The sequence below is a fragment of the Allorhodopirellula heiligendammensis genome, from assembly GCF_007860105.1.
GTDB classification, from domain to species: domain Bacteria; phylum Planctomycetota; class Planctomycetia; order Pirellulales; family Pirellulaceae; genus Rhodopirellula; species Rhodopirellula heiligendammensis.
Genome location: NZ_SJPU01000002.1, coordinates 212093 through 235849, shown reverse-complemented (window position 1 = coordinate 235849; position 23757 = coordinate 212093). Strand labels below are relative to the sequence as shown.

16 protein-coding genes and 1 other RNA gene are annotated in these 23757 nt (G+C 57.2%); 6 read left to right on the top strand and 11 right to left on the bottom strand.

Annotated elements, in window-relative coordinates:
• Positions 1-295: 295 nt before the first annotated feature.
• On the top strand, positions 296-3832 hold the full coding sequence (locus Poly21_RS11235) for a PPi-type phosphoenolpyruvate carboxykinase family protein (protein WP_146407150.1): 3537 nt from the start codon (positions 296-298) through the stop codon (positions 3830-3832).
• A gap of 192 nt (positions 3833-4024) precedes the next feature.
• Entirely contained in the window at positions 4025-5101 is a 1077-nt protein-coding gene (locus Poly21_RS11230) for a transposase (RefSeq protein WP_146407149.1), read from the top strand.
• A gap of 1058 nt (positions 5102-6159) precedes the next feature.
• Here the strand turns inward: Poly21_RS11230 and Poly21_RS11215 are convergent.
• From Poly21_RS11215 to Poly21_RS11200, 4 genes are all read right to left on the bottom strand, one after another.
• Positions 6160-7041, bottom strand: coding sequence for a rhomboid family intramembrane serine protease (locus tag Poly21_RS11215; RefSeq protein WP_146407148.1), 882 nt, complete (start codon positions 7039-7041; stop codon positions 6160-6162).
• Between the two features lie 176 nt (positions 7042-7217).
• Positions 7218-7919 (bottom strand): YceH family protein, encoded by a 702-nt coding sequence (locus tag Poly21_RS11210; RefSeq protein ID WP_146407147.1) that lies wholly within the window; start codon positions 7917-7919, stop codon positions 7218-7220.
• Positions 7920-8169: 250 nt separating this feature from the next.
• A complete protein-coding gene (locus Poly21_RS11205; protein ID WP_146407146.1) occupies positions 8170-10014 on the bottom strand; it encodes an alkaline phosphatase D family protein in 1845 nt (614 codons plus the stop codon).
• Positions 10015-10059: 45 nt separating this feature from the next.
• Positions 10060-11028, bottom strand: a complete 969-nt coding sequence (locus Poly21_RS11200; protein WP_302118670.1) for a hypothetical protein — start codon at positions 11026-11028, stop codon at positions 10060-10062.
• 318 nt (positions 11029-11346) lie between these two features.
• On the opposite strand from Poly21_RS11200, the gene Poly21_RS11195 reads away from it, so the two are divergent.
• The 3 genes from Poly21_RS11195 to Poly21_RS11185 are packed head-to-tail and all read left to right on the top strand — an operon-like array spanning position 11347 to position 14388.
• Positions 11347-13632 (top strand): AMP-binding protein, encoded by a 2286-nt coding sequence (locus Poly21_RS11195; protein ID WP_146407145.1) that lies wholly within the window; start codon positions 11347-11349, stop codon positions 13630-13632.
• 20 nt (positions 13633-13652) lie between these two features.
• The gene (locus Poly21_RS11190; protein ID WP_146407144.1) at positions 13653-14216 is read left to right on the top strand and encodes an FAD-dependent monooxygenase; all 564 of its coding nucleotides are present in this window, start codon (positions 13653-13655) and stop codon (positions 14214-14216) included.
• On the top strand, positions 14203-14388 hold the full coding sequence (locus Poly21_RS11185) for a hypothetical protein (protein ID WP_146407143.1): 186 nt from the start codon (positions 14203-14205) through the stop codon (positions 14386-14388). The genes Poly21_RS11190 and Poly21_RS11185 overlap by 14 nt, the downstream gene beginning before the upstream one ends.
• 154 nt (positions 14389-14542) lie before the next feature.
• Here Poly21_RS11185 and Poly21_RS11180 read toward each other — a convergent pair whose 3' ends face one another.
• From Poly21_RS11180 to tsaB, 7 genes are all read right to left on the bottom strand, one after another.
• Complete coding sequence (locus Poly21_RS11180; protein ID WP_146407142.1) at positions 14543-14935, bottom strand: hypothetical protein; 393 nt, start codon at positions 14933-14935, stop codon at positions 14543-14545.
• A 182-nt stretch (positions 14936-15117) separates the two neighbouring features.
• On the bottom strand, positions 15118-18429 hold the full coding sequence (locus tag Poly21_RS11175; protein ID WP_146407141.1) for a serine/threonine-protein kinase: 3312 nt from the start codon (positions 18427-18429) through the stop codon (positions 15118-15120).
• 99 nt (positions 18430-18528) lie between these two features.
• Entirely contained in the window at positions 18529-19437 is a 909-nt protein-coding gene (locus tag Poly21_RS11170) for a 1,4-dihydroxy-6-naphtoate synthase (RefSeq protein ID WP_146407140.1), read from the bottom strand.
• Positions 19434-20291, bottom strand: a complete 858-nt coding sequence (dapB, locus tag Poly21_RS11165; RefSeq protein WP_146407139.1) for a 4-hydroxy-tetrahydrodipicolinate reductase — start codon at positions 20289-20291, stop codon at positions 19434-19436. Before dapB ends, Poly21_RS11170 begins: the two co-directional genes overlap by 4 nt.
• A 54-nt stretch (positions 20292-20345) precedes the next feature.
• Positions 20346-21377, bottom strand: coding sequence for a ThiF family adenylyltransferase (locus Poly21_RS11160; RefSeq protein ID WP_146407138.1), 1032 nt, complete (start codon positions 21375-21377; stop codon positions 20346-20348).
• Between the two features lie 48 nt (positions 21378-21425).
• Positions 21426-21858: RNase P RNA component class A (gene rnpB, locus Poly21_RS11155), an RNA gene on the bottom strand.
• Positions 21859-22049: 191 nt separating this feature from the next.
• Positions 22050-22859 carry a tRNA (adenosine(37)-N6)-threonylcarbamoyltransferase complex dimerization subunit type 1 TsaB gene (tsaB, locus tag Poly21_RS11150; protein WP_302118665.1) on the bottom strand — a complete coding sequence of 270 codons (810 nt, stop codon included), beginning with the start codon at positions 22857-22859 and terminating at the stop codon, positions 22050-22052.
• Between the two features lie 136 nt (positions 22860-22995).
• Between tsaB and Poly21_RS11145 the strand changes: the two genes are divergently transcribed.
• Positions 22996-23754 (top strand): metallophosphoesterase family protein, encoded by a 759-nt coding sequence (locus Poly21_RS11145; RefSeq protein ID WP_146407137.1) that lies wholly within the window; start codon positions 22996-22998, stop codon positions 23752-23754.
• Positions 23755-23757 lie beyond the last annotated feature (3 nt).

Sequence of the window (23757 nt, the reverse complement as noted above, 5' to 3'; positions counted from 1 at the left end):
ATTGATGCGACGAAAGCGTTGACCCCAAAATTTGGTACTCCCGATTCATCTGATGCCCCATGAAAACCACCCGGTTAGGACAACGACCGCAGCGGTTGGGGGGATTGCTGACGTCGAGCTGGAATCCACTAAGAGTGGGTTAAAGGTGATCTGTACGCACAACCGGTCGTTGCTCTCAATCTGCCCGCTGTCTCTGGGGCGGCAATTTGTTAAGCTAGCAACGCGACGGGGTCCTGCTGCCGGCGGGATCTGCCGCTCTTGCTAAACATCGATTCCACCATTGAGAGGCCGCTCCATGTCCTTGCTTCGTGATTCCGCTGAACTGCAAAGAACCGTGGGTTGGGACGCTGAATTGGCTTCATCGCCTGCCGAGCGTCAGCGACGACAAAGTTACCTAACGTTTCAGCTTGCGATGGCGGGCCTCACCCCGCCTCACGAATCGGGGCAGGCGCAACCCGAATCGGCAATGCCTCGGGAATTGCTGGAAAGTTTTCGGGAGCGTAACGCGATCTTACGTCAGATTCAGCCGCCGATCGATGGCCGTATCGAGGCTTTTCTGAAGCGATACTTTGCAGATTGTGCGGGTGTTGGATCGCTGAAGTTGCCTAGCCGATCTCTTTCCCTGGACCGTCACGGACAGGCTCGCGAGCTCAGTCTGCCGCTGGGGGAAAATAGTTTCGAGAGTGACCTCGTTAAGTCCTACCGGTGTTTCAATGGTGTGTTGAACAATCCCCGCGCCGATCGCCGGACCACGGCGGGGACGTTCCATGTCGTCGAGGGCAGTCTGCCCATTCCGAATGACAAACGCGCCGTGCCTAAGTCCGTGTTTGTGAAAATGTTTGCTGCGGCGATGAATCCGCCCACCGAGGATCTTGAGCTACCGTACACCAGTGGTTCACCGGATCCAGCTCGAACGTGGGTGTCGTTGATGTTGCGGCCTCTCGTCGCGCCCAAGGTGCCGGGCGTTAGCGAGGCCAAGTCGATGGAGACGCGATTCTTTGCCCCCGGCGTCCATTGCAGCAACTTGGATTTTGTAGAGTCAATTTTTGGCAATGCAGGTGATCCGCTGGTCGCGGGCGCCGATGCGGGGCTCGATGCACGGCACTGGAGCGGACATACGGGATGCGTGATCCTGGCCACGCACCTGGTCAAATTGACCAAGAAGGAAGTTGGCCTGCCGCATTATGATGATGCGACAAAACGCCAGCGTCGCGATGGTATGTGCTGGAAGTCTGAGACGGAACTTTACAATGACGGCTCCGCGTTCAAGTTAACGTGTCGCGATGAATCGGGTGTGATTGTGACGCTGATTGCGGATAACTACTACGGTTACTGCAAAAAGGAAGTCAAAACACAACTCAGTTTCGCGGCTAACTTGATGGGGGGCGCCGAGGAGGAGCATGCTGGCGGTGCGCTCGCATTCGCTTCGTACTCACTCGGGGACCATTTCCAAGTCAACAGCCGCTTGTACAACGGCCAAACCTTCGCCGATGTTGCTGAGCGGTACAGTGATTTTGTCGACGTTCAACGCGAGGGGTATGGAATCGATAAGAACTTTCCTGAGGTTCTGTATATCCCTGAAAGTGCATTTGCTTCGCTGCACCATCGCCACATTCGCTGGAAAGATGCCAATGGGGTGACCCAATCCATCCCGCTATCGCCAGACCAGGTTTATATCGCGCCGAGCGGCTACAAACTGCAACTCGAGAAACACACGCACGCACCGAGCTGGCGGCTGATCGGGACGTCAGCGGAAGGCGTCTTTTGTCATAAGCCATGCACCGTCAGCGGCGGTGGGAAGAGTGAGATCAGCAAGAGCTTACGCGACTACATGCTCTACGGCCCAATTTTCGTCAAAGATCAAGAGAAAGACTTCGCGTTGGTCGACGAAATTTTTGCCAAAGATTACAGCACCCGATGGGCCGAGGGTGCCGAAGGACCCAAGGTGTACGCCAACCGTCCCAGTCGAGGCGTGCTCGACCACAAGCGTTCACTTGGCAGTGTGATTCAGCTGTTGACACCGTCACCGGAGTACAACGATGCGTACAATGAGTGGCTGCGTTCGATTCCCGAGCACGTTTACGCGATTGCATTGATCGTCAAGCGTTTCAGTGGAGCGACTGTCGACGTGAGCTGGCGAGAACATTTCCGCGTGGATATTGTCAACGGCTCGCCGGGGCACGAACTCAAACTCGGCGATCGTACGCTCGTCGGAAGTTACCTGCGGGTGGGACTCGAAGACACGCGTTGGCGCACCTTCAAGCTTCGCCAGGACTTCATTGCGGCTGCCAAGGTGCAGCGTGAAGACGACATCTCCTGCAGCGTTGTCGTCCCAGCGGGCAGTGTGCGTTCACTCGGCAACATGATTAGCGAAGCTGGAAGTTACAAGTTCGTCGAAAACTGTGAGTACCGGCTATTCCAACGACCGGATGACGCTGTTCATCGTGGCCTCGATAAGCAAACCGAACTTGATCTCTCAGGGCCGGGAAACTTCATCAGCAATTTCGAGCCGCTGACGAGCAAACAAGCACGCGAGATCATGCGTGACGCGATCGAATTCGATAAGTTCACGGGGCCGATGGAGCAGTTGATCGAGCAGGCTGCCAGTGCCAATGATGGTTTTGTCGTCAGCACTGCGGATCCGCGGATCGTCAACGGTGCTCGCACAAAGAATCCTCGTTACCTGCAAGATCGTCCCGACATGGTGCGAGAATTGGATACCTATGTGGCCATGCGAGGCATTCAATTGCACCGGAAACTCGAAGCCAACGAGAGCGTCCTGACGCCAGTGGGCGCCGTGCTGTCCGGTCGCCGTAATAATCCACCGGACCGGGAAGCTGGCATTCGGTCACTCGCGGTTTACTCCCCGCTGCATTACCAAGAGATGCCCGAATTGATCATGGATTGGGTCTGTTCGTTGACAGGCAAGAGTCCTAGTACGACGGGTGCCGGCAGTGAGGGTGCGTTGACGAAAGGGCCATTCAATGCCCTCCACCCAGCGATTGATATGAACTCTGCCATCGTTTCGATGATTTTGACGGAACTGGGTGGGTTCAGTACTCCGGCAGGACACGTCGGCTCAAACTTCGAGGTGGGGCACGATATTTCTCTGCTGATTCCAGAGGTATGGTGTCGGATGTCCGCGGAGGAACGCGATCCAGCACACCTGATTGCCGAGGGAATGCTCGAAAGGGTCAAGGATTTTGAACACAAAGGCACCTTGATTCCTGCGAGTCGCCTTGGCTATCGCGTCACCCAGAAGTTTGTCCGCACCTATCTGGCTCGAGTCTTTGATAACCCAGTCAAGATTTTCCCTGAGTCGATTTTGCGACCGGAGAAACAAGATTTGGATGCGTTTGCAGATGGGATTCTGCAGATTGCCGAGGCACAAACTCGAGTGTCCCAGAGTTACTTCAGCGATTTCGGCTACGAGTTGGCCTGCCCTCCCCTACGCGCCGTCCTTGATATCATGGTGAAGGGGGAGCACAACGGTCATACGATTGATTCGCCAGAGGTGCGAAAACTGTTTGATCGCGATGAGCTAATCGCCAGCGATTGGTATCGGCGGCGGTTGTTAACCAAGCAAACTCACGATATCGCACATTGGAAGTCCTTCGAAGAGCGATTGCAGAAGTTCATCGACCGACCCGAGAATGAGGAGGCCGTTGAACGTCTTGGTCTTCGTGAACGGTTGGCCTATGCCACCTCCCAGCGTGAGGCGGCCGAGTCAGACGCATATGTTGATTCACTCGTCGGCACCTTGGGACTCGATCCCATGAGTCCGGTAGCGAACGACCCTGTTCTACTCAATCGCCTCGCCGAAGCGAAATGATAGGCGAGCCTCGGGACCGCTCCGTGGGGTGTCGTCATGAGGTCAATCGTAAAGGCGGTGCTAGGCGCTGCTTGTCAAAGTAATCAAATAGGGACAGGCAATCTTTGGCTGACCGTGTGGCTTACTGCTGTAATATGGGGGGGGGTGCAGCGGTAATGCGGCCCTGATGTTCCTCTTTCCGGAGTCGATGTGATGCCTCGTCAAGCTCGTGGTGAAGTTCTCGATCCATCCGAGGTGCAAGTAGTGCATTGCATTCAGAGATGCGTGCGACGTGCGTTTCTCTGTGGAGACGATCCGTTGACGGGCAATTCCTACGAGCACCGGCGAGCTTGGATTCGTGATCGACTGGAGTTCCTAGCTTCGGTCTTCGCGGTGGATTGCTTGACTTTTTCGGTGATGCACAACCACATTCATCTGGTCCTACGCAGTCGGGCGGATGTGGCGGCAGCTTGGTCGGACGAAGAGGTGGCCCGGCGTTGGCTGCGATTATTCCCACGGCGGCGAAACGAAGATGGTTCTCCCGCCGAACCCAGCAAACCGGAACTTGATATGATTCTCAATCAGTCTGAGGTGCTGTCCGAACGTCGCACTCGACTGTCCGATATCAGCTGGTGGATGCGGTGCACCGCTGAGAATATTGCGCGGAGGAGCAATGCTGAAGACGAGGTTCGCGGGCACTTTTGGGAAGGTCGTTATCGAGCACAAATTTTGCTCGATGAGTCCAGCTTGCTCGTGTGTGCGGCGTACGTTGATCTGAATCCGATTCGTGCGGCGTTGGCGGAAACGCCGGAGACCAGCGACTACACCGGAGCGAAGGATCGGATCGATGATCTTAGCGAACGAGAAGATCGGAGTCGGCCGAGCACTCACGACTGGGAGCGGAGTCGTCGTCGACGGCGTAGCGGTTGGATGAGTCCCATCGAGATTGATGAGCGATTCGATGACGTCGGTCCCGCAGTGGAGCCATCTGGACGTCGGGCGAGCAATAAGGGATTTCTACCGGTACCGATGGCGAGGTATTTGGAATTGCTCGATTGGACAGGCCGCCAGTTGCGTGCCGATAAGATCGGTCGCATTCCAGATCACCTGACCCCGATCTTGCAGCGGATCGGCTTGGACACCCACGGTTGGTGCGACGTGGTGCGAAAGTTTGGTCGCATCTTCAAGCGGGCGGCAGGCACGCCGGAGAGTCTCGCGAGTGAAGCATGCCGTCGCGGTCAGAGTTGGCTGTGTGCTCGTGAAAACCCGCTGGGCCTCTCGTCAGTCTGAACCAACACTGGTCTTTTGGTTTCGCAGGAAGTCTTCGAGGTGCCCGCTGCGCAGTCAGTCGCTTTTGCTGGCATCGTCCGCATCAGATCGTCGTTTTCCCAGGGATGCACATGGATTTCAGTTGTCCATTGTGCGAGTTAGCTCCCTACAGGACTATTTACCGGCTGGAAAATACGGGCGGCCCTTTCTGAGGGTGCAGATCACCTGACCCCGATCTTGCAGCGGATCGGCTTGGACACCCACGGTTGGTGCGACGTGGTGCGAAAGTTTGGTCGCATCTTCAAGCGGGCGGCAGGCACGCCGGAGAGTCTCGCGAGTGAAGCATGCCGTCGCGGTCAGAGTTGGCTGTGTGCTCGTGAAAACCCGCTGGGCCTCTCGTCAGTCTGAACCAACACTGGTCTTTTGGTTTCGCAGGAAGTCTTCGAGGTGCCCGCTGCGCAGTCAGTCGCTTTTGCTGGCATCGTCCGCATCAGATCGTCGTTTTCCCAGGGATGCACATGGATTTCAGTTGTCCATTGTGCGAGTTAGCTCCCTACAGGACTATTTACCGGCTGGAAAATACGGGCGGCCCTTTCTGAGGGTGCAGATCACCTGACCCCGATCTTGCAGCGGATCGGCTTGGACACCCACGGTTGGTGCGACGTGGTGCGAAAGTTTGGTCGCATCTTCAAGCGGGCGGCAGGCACGCCGGAGAGTCTCGCGAGTGAAGCATGCCGTCGCGGTCAGAGTTGGCTGTGTGCTCGTGAAAACCCGCTGGGCCTCTCGTCAGTCTGAACCAACACTGGTCTTTTGGTTTCGCAGGAAGTCTTCGAGGTGCCCGCTGCGCAGTCAGTCGCTTTTGCTGGCATCGTCCGCATCAGATCGTCGTTTTCCCAGGGATGCACATGGATTTCAGTTGTCCATCGTGCGAGTTAGCTCCCTACAGGACTATTTACCGGCTGGAAAATACGGGTGGCCCTTTATGAGGGTGGGCTAGTAATAAGGGTGGCCCTTTCTGAGGGTGGCCGTTTCTGTTGCGTTTCCGTCCGATCTTGGCCTGGAAACCGCCAATCAGCTGTTCACCTAGCTCCAGCGGCCAGTACCCACGCAACCACCAAAGTGGCGAGGGTGGCGGTCGCCGCACCGAACTGCACACGCTCGCAGGTAAGCATGCGTGTGGGCAGTAGACTGCATAGACCGCCGATGACGAGTCCCGACACGAAACCTGACACATGGGCGAGCACATCGGTTCGGTCGCCTTCGAGGCCAAGTGTCGCCAGCAACAAGATTCCCGCGACCAGTGGACTCCAACGCTGCATGGGTGTCTCGGATCGACGATCAACCTGAGGTCGCAGCGCCAATGCAACCAGGGTGCCGAGGGCGGCGAACACCGCCGTCGAGGCACCAATTGAGATGTGAGTGGGGTCGCGCAGGGCTGCGTTAAGTAGATTCCCGAATCCACCTCCTAGTACGATCGCGAGCCACGCCACACCGCCGCCCAGAATTCGGCCTGCCAATAAGCCAAACACGCTGCCAAAGACAAGGTTGGAGATCAGGTGGAGCGCATCGGCGTGCAGCGTCAGTGCTGTGACAGTTCGCCAGAGCTGACCGGACATCACTGGGCCTGCACGCATCTCACCAGCCGCCATCCAATGCACACCATACGCGGAAATTTCGTTGAGTACGGCCACCGATACAAGAATCGCGACGTAGAAGATCACACCAATAAACGCGCCGCCGAGCAGTGGGTCACGCGTTGCGACCGATATCGGTTCAGAGGCCTTGTCTTGTCCATACGCATCAACTTCGGCGTTCGCCGCAGCAAGGTCATCATTGCTGACCACCACCCCCCAGCCCAACTCTGTCCGAGCGAGCTCGGACGCGATGCCGACGGACTCCAATACCATGCAAATCTCTTGGCTTGCGGCGCGGTGTCGAGATTGGAAGACGATGGCTTGCATGCTGGTCGGTGTTAAATTCGTGGTTGATTTTGTTGCCGGGCCGGCGATTTATTCGTATTCGCGAACCCAAGGTGCAACGACCAACCCGCATCGCGAACGAGGAGTGATGTGGGTTTCCTTACTGTCGCGTTGGGTTCGTCACTCAAGAGCAGGTCAAAAATTCCCACCATAGTTTCTCACTTCTCCCAGTCGGCAAGTTTTTGCTCGAGCGATTCCAGTCGTGTCACAACGTCTTCAAGTCGTTGCTGAATTTTGTCGATGCGACTCTCGTTGGCCGCGGACGCCGGTGCAGAAGATGGTGCCGCCGTCGACGGGGTTGCACCGGACTGCTTTTCGATCTTTGCCGCCAGGTGTTGTCGTTCGGTCGGGGTGTAGAGTGTGTGTGCAAATGTTTGACCTCGGCCCGGCGGCGTGATCGCGAACACCAGCTCTTTTTCGACAAGTGCATCTAGTTCTGCCTGAGTGGCGGTCAGGTCTACGAAGGGATGCATGCGTGAGGCGCGAGTGCGAATCTCACCCACCGTTTGTGGTCCGCGAAGCATCAACTCAGTCATGATGGATGCCCCTGGGCTATCACAGTCAAACCATTCGTAGGCAGCATGGCGATACTTTGTCACCCGGCCGCTACCCTGAATTTCTCGAACCGCGCCAGCTTCGCGCAGCTCGTCCAGAGCGAGAAGTGCGTCGCCCTCGCTGATGTTCATCTGGGGATCACGATTGGATTTCTGGTTGCTGCCAGTGACGATCGCCGCCAGACTGAGCGGATAGGAATCAGGGGTCGTCTTGGCCTTTTCAATCAGCACGCCGAGACAGCGACGAGCGATTGCGGAAATTGGTTTTGCAGGTGGTTTGGCGCCGGAGGCTGTGTCATCGCTCATGGGATGCCGTCGGGATGAGAGTAGGAATAGATTAAAAACGAGAGCGACAGGATTGCTCGAATTGCAGAGTCGTCTGGTCGCGAAACCCATCAATCGATTCGCGAACAATAAAGATTTACAACGGAACTCATCGAGAGTTCCGAAAATTCTTCAGCCTCATCGCTGCGAAGCGAACGCGACTCATGACGATGCTTATGCGGAACGGTAGAAGACGCTAGGAAACGCTTAGCCCATGCCTCGGTTGAGCGTTTCAGTCCAAGGACACCGTTATCGGGTCGCCGCCCACTTTGGCTTGCTTAGAAACGACGATGTTGGGTGTTTCCTTGCCGGCTTTGACAATGAAGCTCTTTCCTTGAGGAGCACCTGGGGTGAAGGTTTTGCCTGGGACGCGGACGGTGTACAGCACCTCGTTGCTGGCCGCATCGATCAACTGCACGACGGGGGCTTCCACGTCAAAGGTTAATTCTCCCAACTTTCCCCAGCTTGGCGGATTGTAGTTGTCGAATTGTGAGATCGTTCGCGGCCATCCGGGATACTGTTGCGCAGCGGGGTCGGTCACATCGACATTTCGCGGCCAACATTCCATTTCAATTTCGCGTTTCTTCGTATTGAACCGCACGATACCGAATCCAGCGGCGCGAGTATTGAGGAGCTTGCCCGCCGGTCTCTTGTCTGGATTGGCAGCAGCATAGTTGGTGATTTTGTTCGCAAAACCGTCGAGTTGATCACCGGTGTAGTCAGGGGCGCCGGGTTCGCGGTTAGCACCTGGTTCGCGCGGCTCCCACCAACGCAGGTACAGATTCGCAATGGAGGGTACGCAAAACGACCAAATGGCGTCGCGGTACTCGTCGATACCGTGATGAAAGAGTGTCGCTAGGTGCTGGTCGCCGGCGAGGTGAAATGCGAATGCCTTGCGGAGCCCGGCGAGGGCACGATTGCGGCCGGTTTGGGGCCAGCCATTGGAATCCATGTCGGCGTGAAGACGCCCATTGGCATCGCCGTGGATGTGGGCGCCACCACAGAAGATGGTTTGCGACAGAACAACTTTCATATCCGCATCCTGCCAATCCTGTGCCCATTCGTCAATGAACTTCAGTTGGCGATCGCCCAGCAGGATCGCCCCCGGAACATCCACACTGGCGGGATCATAATCTGGGTTACGAATATGGTCTGGGCGAGGACCTTGCTTAGGTACTCTACCTGCCGGACCGGTCTTGAACTTGCGGTCTTCCAGGATCGCGAAATCGATGTTTCCCCAATTCAAATTCGTGAAGTAGACACCAATGCCCTGTCCGACTTTGCGTGGATCCACCGGATCGGGAAGATGGCTGGTTTGGGCTCGTTCGACCTCTTTGACATAGGCGGCAGGCTTTGAGTATCCGCCATCGGCGGCACCGCTGAGGGTCGAGATCTTACCGGATTCACCCCACAGGTTTGGTTGGCCAGCGTCGTGGTCGTCGGGCAAGCAGATGGTGGGACGATCTTTAATGATGTCACCAAAATCGCGACCAAATTTGAGCCATGCGGCGAGATGTCGATTATGGTCGTAGACCTGGTCTCCCGAGAAAAACAGGATGTCGGCATCGACTTTCTTAACGTTGTCGATGAGGTCTTGACGAGAGATGTCGCCACCATGGGCGGGCTGGATCGAATTGCCAGTAAAACCCGCGACGACAATCTCATCTTTGTCAGTGGGATTTTTGCGAATGGTGCCCTCGTAGAACGCTTCGGTGCCGTGGGCAACGCGATAACGCGCGGATGTTGAATCATCCCAGTTTTCGACTCGGAAGGGTGCCGTCCAGCCCGGTTCGATCACATTCGTTTGGGCCACCTGGGTCCACTGTCCGTCTTTCTCAATCTCCAACCGGACCAGCTTCGGATCACTGGCCGATAGCGGGTACAGCTGGGCGGTGAGTTTGAGCGTGTGATCGTGGACGGTGTAGAGTGCGAAGCAAATGAGGTCCTGCTTCTCGACATCGGGGATACTCAGATCGGCACGCTGATTACCTCGCGGTCGATTCTGCTGAGCAAGGACAGGACTATAGGTCAATAACAAAGCCAGGCAGCCGAAAACGCTGCGATGGAGTAACTTCATGGTGCTTCCTGTAAAGGGATGTTCGGAACTCTGCGGTAGACGCGTTCACGCGGTGACGGTGGAGGAACTTTCGGTGATGCTGATCGAGTCGTGGTCAGAACCAATGTCAGCAGGCTGGGAAATCGGCTTCGCTGCGGGCTGGCGGCCCCACAGGATAACAAGATAGAGCGGTATGAGAAAATGTGGGGCTCGCAGCACCGCTTCATGCAGGAATTGGTCAGCTCCCCAGTAGTTCAGACCCCACGACATCCCCGCAACGGGCCGTGCGACGGCGGTGAGAAATCCCCACACGACCGCATACATCGCCGCTGGCCGACGCAGCGCTGGAATGAACATCGCAATACATACGGCGAAGTCGAGGACTCCGAAACAACGCAGCATGGTATGCGCTGTCTCGTACTCGACGCCCAGTGAAACACAGATCATCCCATAAAAGGTGCCAGGCGTCGGCCACCATCCCAGCGCATAACTGCCATGGCCAGCAAATGTCATCACGACAGCGAGAATCGCGGTACCGACCGTGATGCGATGGCGAGCTCCCAGTGCGAGGGCAATCACCAGCAGAATGGGCGAGAGCATTTGACCTCCGTGCTCAACGAACATGGGAAGCTGGTACTGAGACGAGACGTACTTTGCGTAGCTCAGAATAGTGAGCAGGCCCGCACCCCCGATCAGCGCGGCCATTTGCAAGTAGGATTTGGCACGTACCGTGAGCGTAAATACGGTGCAGGCGAGATAGAGCCACCCGATCCGCGCGATCCATTTTTGCAGCCATCCATCGTCATTGCCCGTACCGACGAATTCGTCCCAGCTGATGCCAAAGCGATTGGCGAGTTCGTAGGTGCTGTCGTGCCAGAGTAAAATCCCGTACGGGCCTTCCCAATAGAGATGCACCCACGTCCAACCCGCGAAGCACATCAAGGCAGACAAACGCAGCACGAAGACCAACGTGCGATCGGCGTTGCGTGGTTCGTCTACGAGGTGGCCGGCTGATTCCATTAAGGTTGCTTTCATCGTGAGCGGTAGCGAGAAACACACTGCGTCCAAACTAGCCGCGCTCGCCAGGGGGGCGGATCCACATTCTCAGCACGCTGAAACTCACGTTTGGGCGGATCGTCGCAGGGCGGTTGATTCCAACATGGGTGGTTTTCCGAAGGTGGAGAGAGCGTCACGGCGATGTGGAACGCACCATCATAGTCTTTTTTTGGCGCATCGGCCTCTGCGCCGTGGGCACTGAATTGCTATCATCGTGAGTTTGGCCTATTGTCGCGATACTTCCGTCGTCGCCAGGGCTGGCGACAATCACGGCGTGTTTGCCATGGGGATTTTGCATTGAATACATTTTATACCGTCCTGATTATCTTCGCGGTCCTGTTTGCGATCCTCGGTTTTATCGCGTGGAAATTCCCGCGGCGATTCGTGCGTGCCATTTTTCGCCCGCTGCTGGAGATATTTTATCGCGGTCGCACAGTGGGACTGGAGAATTTACCAGCCGAGGGCGGCGTGATGATCGTTAGCAACCATGTTTCCTGGATCGATGGAATCTTGATTTTATGGCTGCTGCCACGGAACGTTCGTTTCGTCGTCGATGGAGGTAATTTTCACTCCGCCCTGGCGAAGTACCTGTCGGGTGCCTTTGATACGATTCTCATGATGGGCGGGCCCAAAGCGATCGGCCGCGCTCTGCGAAGTGCCCGTGAGGGACTCAACAATGGAGACGTGGTCGGTATTTTTGCGGAAGGCACGATCACGCGGACCGGCCAATTGCAAGCCTTCAAGCCGGGGATGACCAAGATTCTGCAGAAGACGAATGCGCAAGTCGTGCCGGTGTACCTCGAAGGCATCTGGGGAAGCATTTTTAGTTTTTCGGGCGGTCGTTTTTTTAAGAAATGGCCGACTCAATTTCGTCGCACGATCACGTTGTACGTGGGGGAACCACTGCCGCCGGAAACTCCAATCTCGACAATTCGCACCCGTGTGCAAACCCTCGGCTCGAAGGCTCAGATTGATAATCGTCAGCAATTTCCGGTGTTGGCTCAGCGAGTCCTGCGATGCTGGCGTCGACGTGGCAGTCGGATGCAGGCAGCGGACTCGTTGGGCGTGGAAGCGGGCGGACGCACGCTGTTGATCCGCACGTTGGCTTTACGTCGTTGCCTACGGCGGGAAGTTTTCGCTGCCGACGAAAAGTTCGTTGGCGTTCTGTTGCCACCGAGCGTGGGTGCCGTTGCTGTCAACGTTGCTTTAGCGGTGGATCGACGCATCAGTGCGAATCTGAATTACACCGTTAGCAGTGACGTGATGAATCACTGTATTCGGTCGACGGGCGTCAAGCATGTCCTGACGAGCGATCGGTTCATGGAGAAGCTCGATCTGAATCTGGACGCGGAGATCGTCTCGCTCGACGATCTTAAGAAAAAGGTTTCCATGACGGACAAGGCGATCGCGTTTTTGCAAGCGACAATCGTGCCGGCATGGCTGCTCGATCGCATGCTTGGACTGCACAAGGTTACCAGTGACGATCTGCTCACCGTGATCTTTACCAGCGGTTCGACGGGGATGCCCAAAGGCGTGTTGCTGTCTAACGCCAATGTCAGCCATAACGTCGATGCCGTGGGCCGTGCTGTACGCCTCGACCAAGCAGACACGATCATCGGGATTCTGCCGTTTTTTCATTCCTTCGGTTATGCCGTCACGCTATGGGCGGCGCAGACGCTCGGTCCCGCGGGCGTGTACCATTTCAATCCGCTTGATGCGAAGCAGATCGGCAAGCTCGTCCAGAAGTACAAGGCAACGGTGCTGTTGGCGACCCCAACGTTTTTACGCGGGTATCTGAAACGCGTGCCGCCGGAGCAGTTCCAATCGCTCGATGTGGTAGTCGTTGGTGCGGAAAAGATGCCGATGGATTTGTTTGATGATTTCGAGCAGAGGTTCGGGGTGCGGCCCGTTGAAGGGTATGGCATGACGGAGATGAGCCCCTTGGTCAGTGTCAACATCCCGATATCCCGATCCATGGCCAAGTACCAACCCGATCGTGTTGAGGGCAGCGTGGGTAGACCGCTACCTGGCATTTCAGCCAAAATCATTTCGCCCGACGATGCCAGTGAGCTTTCGACCGGTGAGGACGGATTACTGCTGGTTACCGGGCCCAATGTGATGCGTGGCTACGCCGGCCAGGACGACCTCACGAAGAAAGCCTTGGTTGACGGTTGGTACAGCACTGGCGACATCGCCCACATTGATGCCGATGGGTTTTTGCATATCACCGGCCGCCTGAGTCGATTCTCCAAAATCGGTGGTGAGATGGTGCCGCATGTCAAAGTCGAAGAGGAGGTTGGCAAGCTACTCAAAGAGGGCGAGGATGACGATCAGTTACGTGCCTGCGTGACAGCGGTGCCGGACGAGAAAAAGGGTGAGCGGCTGATTGTGTTGTACACAAAGACGGCAAAGTCGGTTGATGAAATCCGTACGGGGCTGCGGGCAGCGGGGCTCGCGAACCTGTTCATCCCCGGCAACGAGGGATTTATTGAAGTCAATGAGGTGCCGCTATTAGGCACTGGCAAACTGGATCTCAAAGCCGTCAAAGACCTTGCTTTGGAAAGAACATCCAAAGCCAATTAGTGCCTGCGAGGAGGGACGCCATGGAAACGCTTACCACCACATGCTGCATTGTGGGCGGCGGGCCCGCAGGGGTTTTTCTGGGCTATTTACTCGCACGCAGCGGTGTCGATGTCATCGTACTCGAAAAACATGCTGACTTCTTGCGAGACTTTCGCGGCGACACAGTGCACCCTTCCACCTTTGCGCTGCTCGATGAACTTGGGTTGCTCGATGAGATGTTAGCGATTACCGAGTTTCGTGCCGATGAATTGAAAGTAAATATTAACGGTCGTTCCTATGTCGGCCCGACGCTGAAGCACCTAAAAACTAAGTGCCCTTTCATCGGGTTTGTCCCCCAATGGGATTTTCTGAACCTGATCTCCAGGCGTGCTCGGCAGTTCCCCTGCTTTGATTTGCGGATGAGTACGAAGGGTACCGATCTGTTGCGTGAGAACGGTCGGGTTACGGGCGTCCGTTGGCTGCTGCCATCGTTGGCACCCCTCTTGCGGAGAATGGCGGGATATTGGATAGGTATTGGGTTCCAGCCAGAGCACATCGCGACATCCCGGTACCGCTCGCAGGGAGCAGCAGATGCTAGCAATTGATCTATTGGGGTTCACCAGTCTGGCACTCGTTGTGGGCCTGGTGATTGGATACCGTATCGGCAAAGCCAGAGGGGCCGCCGATGGCGATGCTCGCTGCCGAGACAGCGAGCATCGGATGAAAGAAATGCAGAGTCAAGTCAAGCAGCTCCTGGGCGTGAATGACGATTCCTGACGGCCTGTTGCCGTGTAATCTGACGCCTCGGCGAGGCATTCCATCTCGCCGCTCGCTGGCTCTTCGGATGAGTGTTGGCACGTTTGCGTAGCGAACGCGACTCACTTAGCAGCAAGCAAGCAGCACGCCGTACAATCGAGCGACGAACGTGGGCCTAGATGCCGGCGTCGGTCGCTGGCAGTTCGTGAGCTTTGATCTTGGCTTCGAAAGTCCGTCCGTCGGTGCTCTTGGCTTCGTTGGCTTTCTTGAAGCCGGCAAGGATCTTGGCTTTGGCTTCTTCGGGGTTGCTCTTGATGTATTCCTTGGGGAAGTCTTCGGCGCTGAGGTATTTCTTGATCGCTTTGCCGTATTCGTTGCGAACTTCTTCCTTCTTTTCTCCCTTGACGTGGCAAATATAGCAATTGGCCTTTTTGACGGCTTTCTTGAACTCGTCGGGAGCGTCGGATTCCATCACTTGCTCCTTGAATTGCTTGCCAAATTCGCTAATGGCGAACGAGGGGGTCGCGAACAAGGCAACGAGACCGAACATGAGAGCCAAACGTTTCATCGAGATTTCCTGGGTTACTTAGGTGGGTTGGAAAAGGTGGGAGGGCGAACAGCGGAGCTGATCACGGCACTATTAAAGTCATGGGCAGGGGTAAAAGTCAAATGCGGATTGCGTAAATGACGCAAAAGTTGCGGTGAACGTTGCCCTTTCATCGTGAAAAGCCAGTCGAAATTCGCTGGACCCTAATCGGACTCGTCAACACGCAAATCCAGATCGGGCACCTGGAATGTTCGCTGCATCGGCAGTTTTGGCAGGTTCTTTTCACGAAATCCTGCAAATAATGAACCATCTTGGCGAAAATCCGCAGGGATCAGGTGACTGACCGGGACCGCATCGGGCAGCGGTTCGGACCAGCGGACCACCCACCGTGGGGTCTCATCGTCTGCCCAGCTGGGTGAGTTTGCAATGTCCGCCAGCGCGTTCATGGTCGTCGTCGCAGTTTGTCCGGTTTCATCGCGGATCAGCAGCAAGGGATCGCTGAGCGTGGTATCGGTCTCGTAGGCGTTTGACGCGCCGCGGATGCGGAGCCATGATTGGTCGCGGTCGTCGCGTGAAATGCCTGTAATCTCAATTTGAGGAACGCCCCGGTCAATGACAAACACACTCTCTTCGGCTTGCCTTTCAATCGAGACCGGGTAGGGCGTGCTGACGCCCAATCGCATCAAGAGCAAGCCTCGCGGAATGTAGGCGGTGAGTCGCTGCAAGGACAATCGAATCGAACCGGACTTAGGTTGGGGGCGGTAAATCGAGCCGCCAGTTTCAATCATGCGGCGGGAAACGGCCAACAATCCATTTTCCCACAATAATTGCAATTCAGCGGCCACATCCATGCGTAGCATCGATATCTGGCCACGGATGATCACGTTGTAAAGCTCCAGGGACACCAGCGGCATGGATTCCGCCAGAGTGTTGCCAGCGCGGCCACCATCGATTTCTTTGGCCGACGTGGACTCGGGATCGGTCACTACATTAAATGCATGGATATCGTCTCGGCGTGAGGGGTTATCTACCGTGATCGAACTATCAGTCAATCGAACTCGACGATTGTCGTTGAGGGCCAACATGGCACCGCCATCGGTCTCGCTCGCGGGGACAGTCCAGTACAGATGGATATCAACCAATTCGAGACGGTTCGACCCAATGGTCAACATGTCGCTGCGCTGCATGTCGACTTCAGTGTTGGAAGTGAAGACGATCGCGGTCCCGCCAGGTACCGATGATGAGATTACCAGATCGTCCTCGGCGATCACGACGGGCTTGCTGGCCAGCATCGGTGTATCAATTTCAATCCTCTCGACGTGATGTCGCTGCGCCAAATCCAATGCCTCTTGTAGCGTAGTCGCTAACGCCACACCATCGATTTCCACTTGGCGTGATAGCATCGATAGGGAGTCCGCCGCGACGATCCGGATTTGGTGCGGTGGATTGACGATCGTGGTCCGTCCCATTTCCAGAGCGTCACCAGTGACCGAGGAGAGGCCGCCCGTCATCGCAGTCGTATCACCTTCGCGGTTTTGATTTCCCATGCCTGCGAAAGACGGAATCCGCGGTGGGATAGAAAAGGTGTCTCCTGACTCATCGCTGACTCCCGAACCGATGGGCAGCGGAAAGTTTCGCAGGCTCGGCGGGTCACTGGGAAAGCGATTGAGGCTCTGCGGGTCGACACTCGCCCGCGGGGGCGAGGGATTGGTAGCCACCGCGACGTCACTCTGCAGCGAACTCGCGGCACTTGCAGGAGCCACGGGGCCGGGATTGAAGGTCGGCGAGAAGCGTTGTTCCGCGATCGCTTGCCCGGTCGCCGCACCAGCAGCCACCATGGGGAAGGCCGAACCTGGTGACGCGCTGCGCAGGGCATCTAAACCGGTCCGCGAATGAATTTCAGTTAAGTTCGCTGCTCGTGCGATCACCTCACTGGGGTTCGGATTGTCGAACTCTGACGAATCCGGGACCAGCACCGTGGGAGAGCCCGAGGGCAAACTGCGATTCGACGCGGCCGAGTTTTCAGGCAAGACTCCGTCGCGGGGAGATGTGGGAGCGGAGTTCGTCCCCGGCCTAGCCGACGACGATTCTGCCGCCGGGAATGGTGCCGAGCGATTTGGTTCCGAGGGGAACAGAGGTGGGCCGCCGGGGCGTTGGATGACGCGGGGGTTCGCTGTGGAAGCATTGACTGGGAGAGACTCAAACGCGGAGTCGGACACGGTGGCGGCGACTTGTGAACTGAATTCACGTCGCTGCTGAGACGAGAGCACTTCTAACGCGAGAGCACTGCTGACCAGCACAACGGCCGCAACCACCCACGGTAGATGTCGCAGCAATCGCCACACAAACGGGTTCTGCTCCGCAACCGTAACGACATCCACACCGCGGCTGCGGCGAAGGTTTTCTCGTAATGCTAATTCTCGCAGGTCTGCGATGAGTAACTGGGAGTTCTGGTATCGCTGCTCAGGTTTCTTGGCCAGCATCTTGCGCAGGATCGCTGCTAAGTCATCGCTCGCGTCGTCACGATGTTCACGAATATCCGGGATAGCCGCGTTGCCGTGATTGAGTAGCTTTTGCAGCATCGTTCCACCGGGAAACGGTGGCGATCCCGTCAGCATGTAATAGAACGTGCAACCGAGCGAGTACAAATCGCTGCGAATGTCTGCCAGTCGGGGGTCGTGGGCTTGCTCCGGCGAGATGTAGTCAAACGTGCCCAGCGTCACACCGCTGGCCGTCATGTCTTCGCTGGTATCAAAGTTCTCCGACCGAGCCAGGCCCATGTCGACGAGTTTGATCGAGCTCTCCTCGGTCACCACGACGTTGGAGGGTTTGATGTCGCGATGAACGATCCCACGACGGGAGGCGTGGCCAATCGCTTCGGCCACCTGAGCTGTGTAGAAAACGGCGTCATCGAGCGACAACGGCCCGTTCTGCGTCACGATGTCGCGAATATTCCGGCCGTCGATATATTCGAAGACGATGTAGTACCACGGCCCGTCGTTGCCGACCTCGAACACGCGTGCGATTAGCGGATGATCCAGTTTCGCCGCGCTCTGGGCCTCGTTGCGGAATCGCCGCTGCAGATCGGGATCACCTTCGGCAAACGGTACGACTTTGACCGCGACGGTACGTCCCAAGCGGTCATCGACGGCGCGGAACACTGCCCCCATGCCGCCACCACCAATCTGTTCGAGCAGCTCGAAATGATTCAGTCGCTGACCCTGCAGCTCCCGCGTCAAGGATGCTGGCGTATGATGAGTCGGTCCTCGCAAGGAACCGCTTCCGGAGCCTTCAGCACGCGATCGGCTTGACCCGCCGAGGCCACTAGCGGCGGGGGAGGGCTCGAGACGGGAGGACCCCCGCAGCGGATCTTGCCGGATGACGGTGTCGGCAGACTCGAGTTGTTCCGCCGCAACGACGTCAAAGTTCTCGTTCTGTTCAGGCAGAACGTCCCCACTCGGTGCGGGGCGATGCACCGTCGAGCCATCAGGTCGGATTGCAGACGAGGATTCCATGCAGCCGTGCATCGAGCGGGAGAAGAGAAAAGTCGCGGTCCGTCACCATCATGCAGCCTAGTTGCTCCACCTCTCGATGGCAACAATTTTAGCACTCGTTCATGATAGAACGCTCAACACCGGCCGACGTTCTTGGTTGTTTCTCATCTTCTCGGATAATTGCGCCATTTCCAGCAGTGCGGCCCGTCCAGTGTTGCCTAAATTCACCGTCCAGTCGTTGACATATAGGTCAACATGTTGCATCAAGACGGCGTCCTCCATCGACTGTGCGTACTTCCGCATGGCGGGCAATGCAGTCTCAGGAGATTCCAGAGCAATCGCTAAGGAACGGGAAACCAGTTGGCTCACCCGCCGCATGAGGGCGTGGTCGTGCTGCTGACGCATAACGAGACCACCCAGCGGAAGCGGACACCGCGTCTGCTGCTCCCACAGCTCTCCTAAGTCAGTTACCCGGTGCAACCCCGACGCCTCGTAGGTGAACCGACCCTCATGGATGCAAACGCCGAAATCTGCCGTGCCATCCGCCAAACGCGGCATGATATCCGAAAAAACCACGTGTTCGACCAGCGTGGTATCTGGATAGAACTGATCAAAGAGCCATTTCGCCGTCGTGTGTTCACCCGGGCAAAGCGTTAACCCCGGCCGCTCACCGGGCACCGGGCACCGGGGCGAGGTATCCGGATTGCTCGCCAGTAACAATGGACCGACACCGAACCCGAGGGCCGAACCGACCGGCAGGACCACGACTTGGTCACCTAGTGACAGAGCCGCGTTGAAGCTGACTTTTGCCAGGTCAAATTGTCCGGCGATCAATCCGCGATTGAGTTGGTCGATGTCGAGCAAGTCGATCTCCAGCGGCAGCCCCTCCGTGTCGACTCGGCCTTCCAGCAGAGCGGCGAAGGCGAATGTGTCATTGGGGCACGTCGAGATACCAAGATGCAACGGGCGCCCACTGTCGTGGGCAGTGTCAGAACCAACCCGAATCCGCTGCGGTGCCGGGTCACTCATTTCGCCGCGTCGGCCATGCCGAGCACATCGAACATATTATACAGCCCCGCCGGCATGGGTTGCCCGTCGTTTCCTCCGACCAACCATTTGGCGGCCGCGAGTGCTCCGGCGGCGTAGCAATCCCGATTGCTCGCGGCGACATTCAGCTCGATTCGCTCTCCGAGCATCCCGAATACGATCGTGTGCTCGCCAGGATTATCACCGACGCGGATCGCATGGTAACCGATTTCATTTCGTGTCCGTTGGCCGGTATGTCCTTCCCGCCCGTGGACGTGCATGACCGGTTCCTCGTCCGCCATGGCCTCCCCGATCAGCTCGCCAAACTTGAGGGCCGTGCCACTGGGGGCGTCAGCTTTGAAGCGATGGTGGCGTTCGAGAATTTCGATATCTAAGCCACCAGCAACATCACGTAGCGCTGTCGTGATCTGTTGCGCCACTCGCATCGATAGATTCACCGCCAACGACATGCTCGGCGCCCACACGATCGGGATGGAATGAGCGGCATTGGCCAGCGAGTTTTTCTGGGCTTCGCTCAGTCCCGTGGTGGCGACGACGAGCGGCCAGGCGTTGGCGACGCATTGCTCCACGCAGGCATCAAGGGCTTCGGGAAGGGAGAAGTCGATGACAACGTCAGCAGCACCGGGCCAGTCTGCTGCAACCGGCACGCCGATCTGGCTGATGCCAGCGACGGTGCCTGCATCCTGCCCAATTTTGGGATGCCCAGCATGATCGATCGCTGCCACGACGGTGAAATCAGCGGCGCTGCTCTCGCTCGCATCCGCCGCCAGTGCAACCACACGTTGTCCCATCCGTCCAGCAGCCCCGTGGACCGCAAGTTTGATTGTTTTGCTCATGCCCCAAATTTACCGCGAAGCGGTCTGCTCGCCCAGGACAGACATCGGTGGCAATCACGAACCGACATAGCGGTCAAATAGCGAACGGGCGTGGGGGATATCCCGCACACCGCTGATGACGGCCCGGCCGTCACGAAAGAGGGTTACCGTCTGCTCATCAGGCAGCGACAGTCGCACGAAAAAACGAGATGTTTTCACAGCGCCGAGGGACTGCCAAGCATGGGACATGCGCTGCAAATCAACGCTCTGTCCCGAGCCCGCAAGTTGAACGGCATCACGGCCGCAAAGTGATTCCGCCGTCGTTGCATTGGTGCCAGCGTCGAGAAAGTCGTAGCGATGATGGACGCAGGCTGGGCAGCTGGGAGTGGCTGGCAACCCAATCGAACGGAAGTGATTGTCCCACAGGTCGACCGACAGAATTTCGCTGCGAACGTTCGAGCGGTTCCCTGAGATCCATTTGATCGCTTCGCAGACTTGCAGGCTGGCGATCAAGTGCGTTGCCGGGGCGATCACGCCTGCGGTGTCGCAGGTTGCCGACTCTCCGGGCGCCGGCGGATGGGGTAGCAAACATCGCAGGCACGGGGCGACAGCCGTGAACAGTCGCACTTGGCCTGTGGCGCCGATACAGCCGCCATGCACCCAAGGCGTTTCTGTTTTCAGCGACCAATCATTGAGCAGCAACCGGGCTGCGAAATTGTCCGTCGCGTCGATGACAATGTCGACGTCTTCTAATTGCCGGGTGATGTTGGTGGGAGTGATGTCGACAACGTGTTCCTCAATGTTGATCGACGAGTTGATCTTTCGTAGGTGCGTCGTGGCGGCTTCGACTTTCGCCGCTCCCGCCTGCGCATCCGCTTCGGTGTACAGACTCTGTCGTTGCAGGTTACTCCACTCTACGAGGTCACGATCGATCAAACGTAGGGTGCCGACGCCGGCGCGGGCGAGTTGATCCGCAGCGACCGTGCCGAGGGCACCACAGCCGAGCACGGCGACACGGGCAGCCTCGATCCGACGCTGGCCCGATTCCCCAATTCGATCGAATTGAGCTTGGCGTAGGTAGCGTTCGTGGGACCTGGAACCGGTCATGGGGCGTTGGTCAGGGAAATGGGGGGGCGTGGCGGGCGCGAAAAGGACTGAGACAGTGGGCTTGTAAGCCGGGTTTTGTAACAGCCATCGGCTGCCAGTGACCATTTATCTGTGCACGACGATTGCTCGCCGCCTCAATTGCGACCTACCCGGGTGTCGATAGCGAGGCGGGCCGCCTCATGCACCCTGTTTGGTCTAGCTCCGGATGGGGTTTACCAAGCCGGCCGAGTCACCCCGGCCGCTGGTGCGCTCTTACCGCACCGTTTCACCCTTACCACGCATCTGCTACCACCGCTCAAGCGAGCAACTGGCAGCGAACCGTTCGGCGGTCTACTCTCTGCTGCACTTTCCCTAACCTCACGGCCGGTCGACGTTATCGACCATCCCGCCCTAAGGAGCCCGGACTTTCCTCCAGCAACGAAAGATCGCAGATGGACCAGCCACCGCGACCGCCGCTGCCAGCGGTCACCCCGCCCACTGTCTCAGTCAGCAGTTAGAATCCTCGGAATCCATCGCGGTGACAAGCCGTTGATCATTCACTGTCGAATGGGACCATTGTCCCCTCCGAGATTGTCCCCTCCGAGATTGTCCCCTCCGAAACTGTCCCGTCCGATGACTGTTCGAGAACGTCCGATCAAAACCGATGTGCTCGCTCAGGACAATGGTCCCCCGCTACGGCCCCACCTTTTCTTCCGCGGAACTAGGCCTGAGATAGTCCGGTACCAGTTTGAGCGGATCGATTGTTTCACCGCGGGCGAGCATCTCCGCTGCCACACGGCCCACGCCAATTGCTCGCACTTCGTCCTCCCCAGACCATTGGTCAGGATCGATAGCGGCGCCCGCAGACGAGAAAACGGTTTGATCGCCCGCGAAAAGAAATTTATTTTTGTCCTCTGTGAGGCCCACGTCACCGGTTGCTCGCGCCGACAATTGCAGTTCCGTTTTCCACTGGGCGGCAGAGACGATGTCGATACTGGGCGGCTGGCCTGGCGTAAACTTGCCCCGGTAGACCTGGCCTCGGTAGGCACTCAGTCCCACGAGAATCGAGCGTGACAGTGGGGCCGGGAGAGAAAGATCGCGATCGGCGGGGTTTGATTTTTGAGCAGCGACATCGGCGATTGCGACGAGCGAATTGACTGCCACAAGTGGGGTATCGAGCGCGTAGGCCAGTGTTTTGGCGGTTGTTACCGCAATCCGCAGCCCCGTGAAAGAGCCTGGACCTGAAGCCACCGCGATGCTGCCCAGGGAATCGAGGGTACCGCCGGGAAGATATTCAGCGGCGAAATCTGCGATCGTGGGTGCCAGACTGGATGCGGCCCGTGAATCACGTGTGAGCGTTCGAGCGGCGATTACACTGGTGCCTGAGAGCAACGCAATCGACCCTTCTCGACCGATCACTTCGATGGCGAGCGAAGTCAAGTCGCTGGAGTGGGGCGGTGGCCCAGATATTTCCTGCTGCATAGGTTGTTGCACAAATTTCATAAACGCTACAATCCCCACGTCGCCACCGACGATAGGACGATCGGGGAGCCAGGGCGCAGACAGCTGTTTGCGTGGAACTGGTGAGCGTGCGAGGTGTTTTTGAGTGTCCGAGTCTAACTAGGTTTCGAGAGTTTTCGTGAAGCGAGCATTGATCAGCGATATCCACGGTAACCTGGAAGCCCTGCAGGCCGTGATGGCCGACATCGACGCTATCGGCGTCGACGAGATTTATTGCTTGGGTGATATCATCGGCTATGGGCCCAATCCCTGCGAGTGCCTTGACATCGTGATGCGCCGCTGCAAGCGGACGATTTTGGGCAATCATGACCAGGCGGCCCTGTTTGATCCCGATGGGTTCAACCCGATGGCGTTGAAGGCGATTTACTGGACTCGCGACCAGCTCGACGCCGGGAATGGCAGCCAATCCCAAATCAACGCCCGCTGGGATTTCCTCGGTGAGTTGCCGCGATTTGTGAACGATGAACCGTATCGATTTGTCCATGGATCACCACGTGATCCGACCAATGAATACGTGTTCCCCGAGTACGTTTACGACACTCGGAAAATGGAGATTCTATTCGGTAAGATCGACCAGTACTGCTTCATGGGGCATACTCACTTGCCAGGCGTCTTCACGACATCGTGCGAGTTCATCCCACCGGAAGAATGCGACCACACCTATCCCTTGGGGGCGACGAAACTCCTGGTCAATGTTGGTAGTGTCGGCCAACCACGCGATGAGAACCCCAGAGCGTGCTACGTCATTCTCGATGCGGACGCCAAGAACATTACTTATCGCCGCGTGGCTTATGACATTAACGTCACGGCGGAAAAAATTTACGCACAGCCCGATCTCGACAACGCGCTCGGTGACCGGCTCAAACGAGGACACTGATCG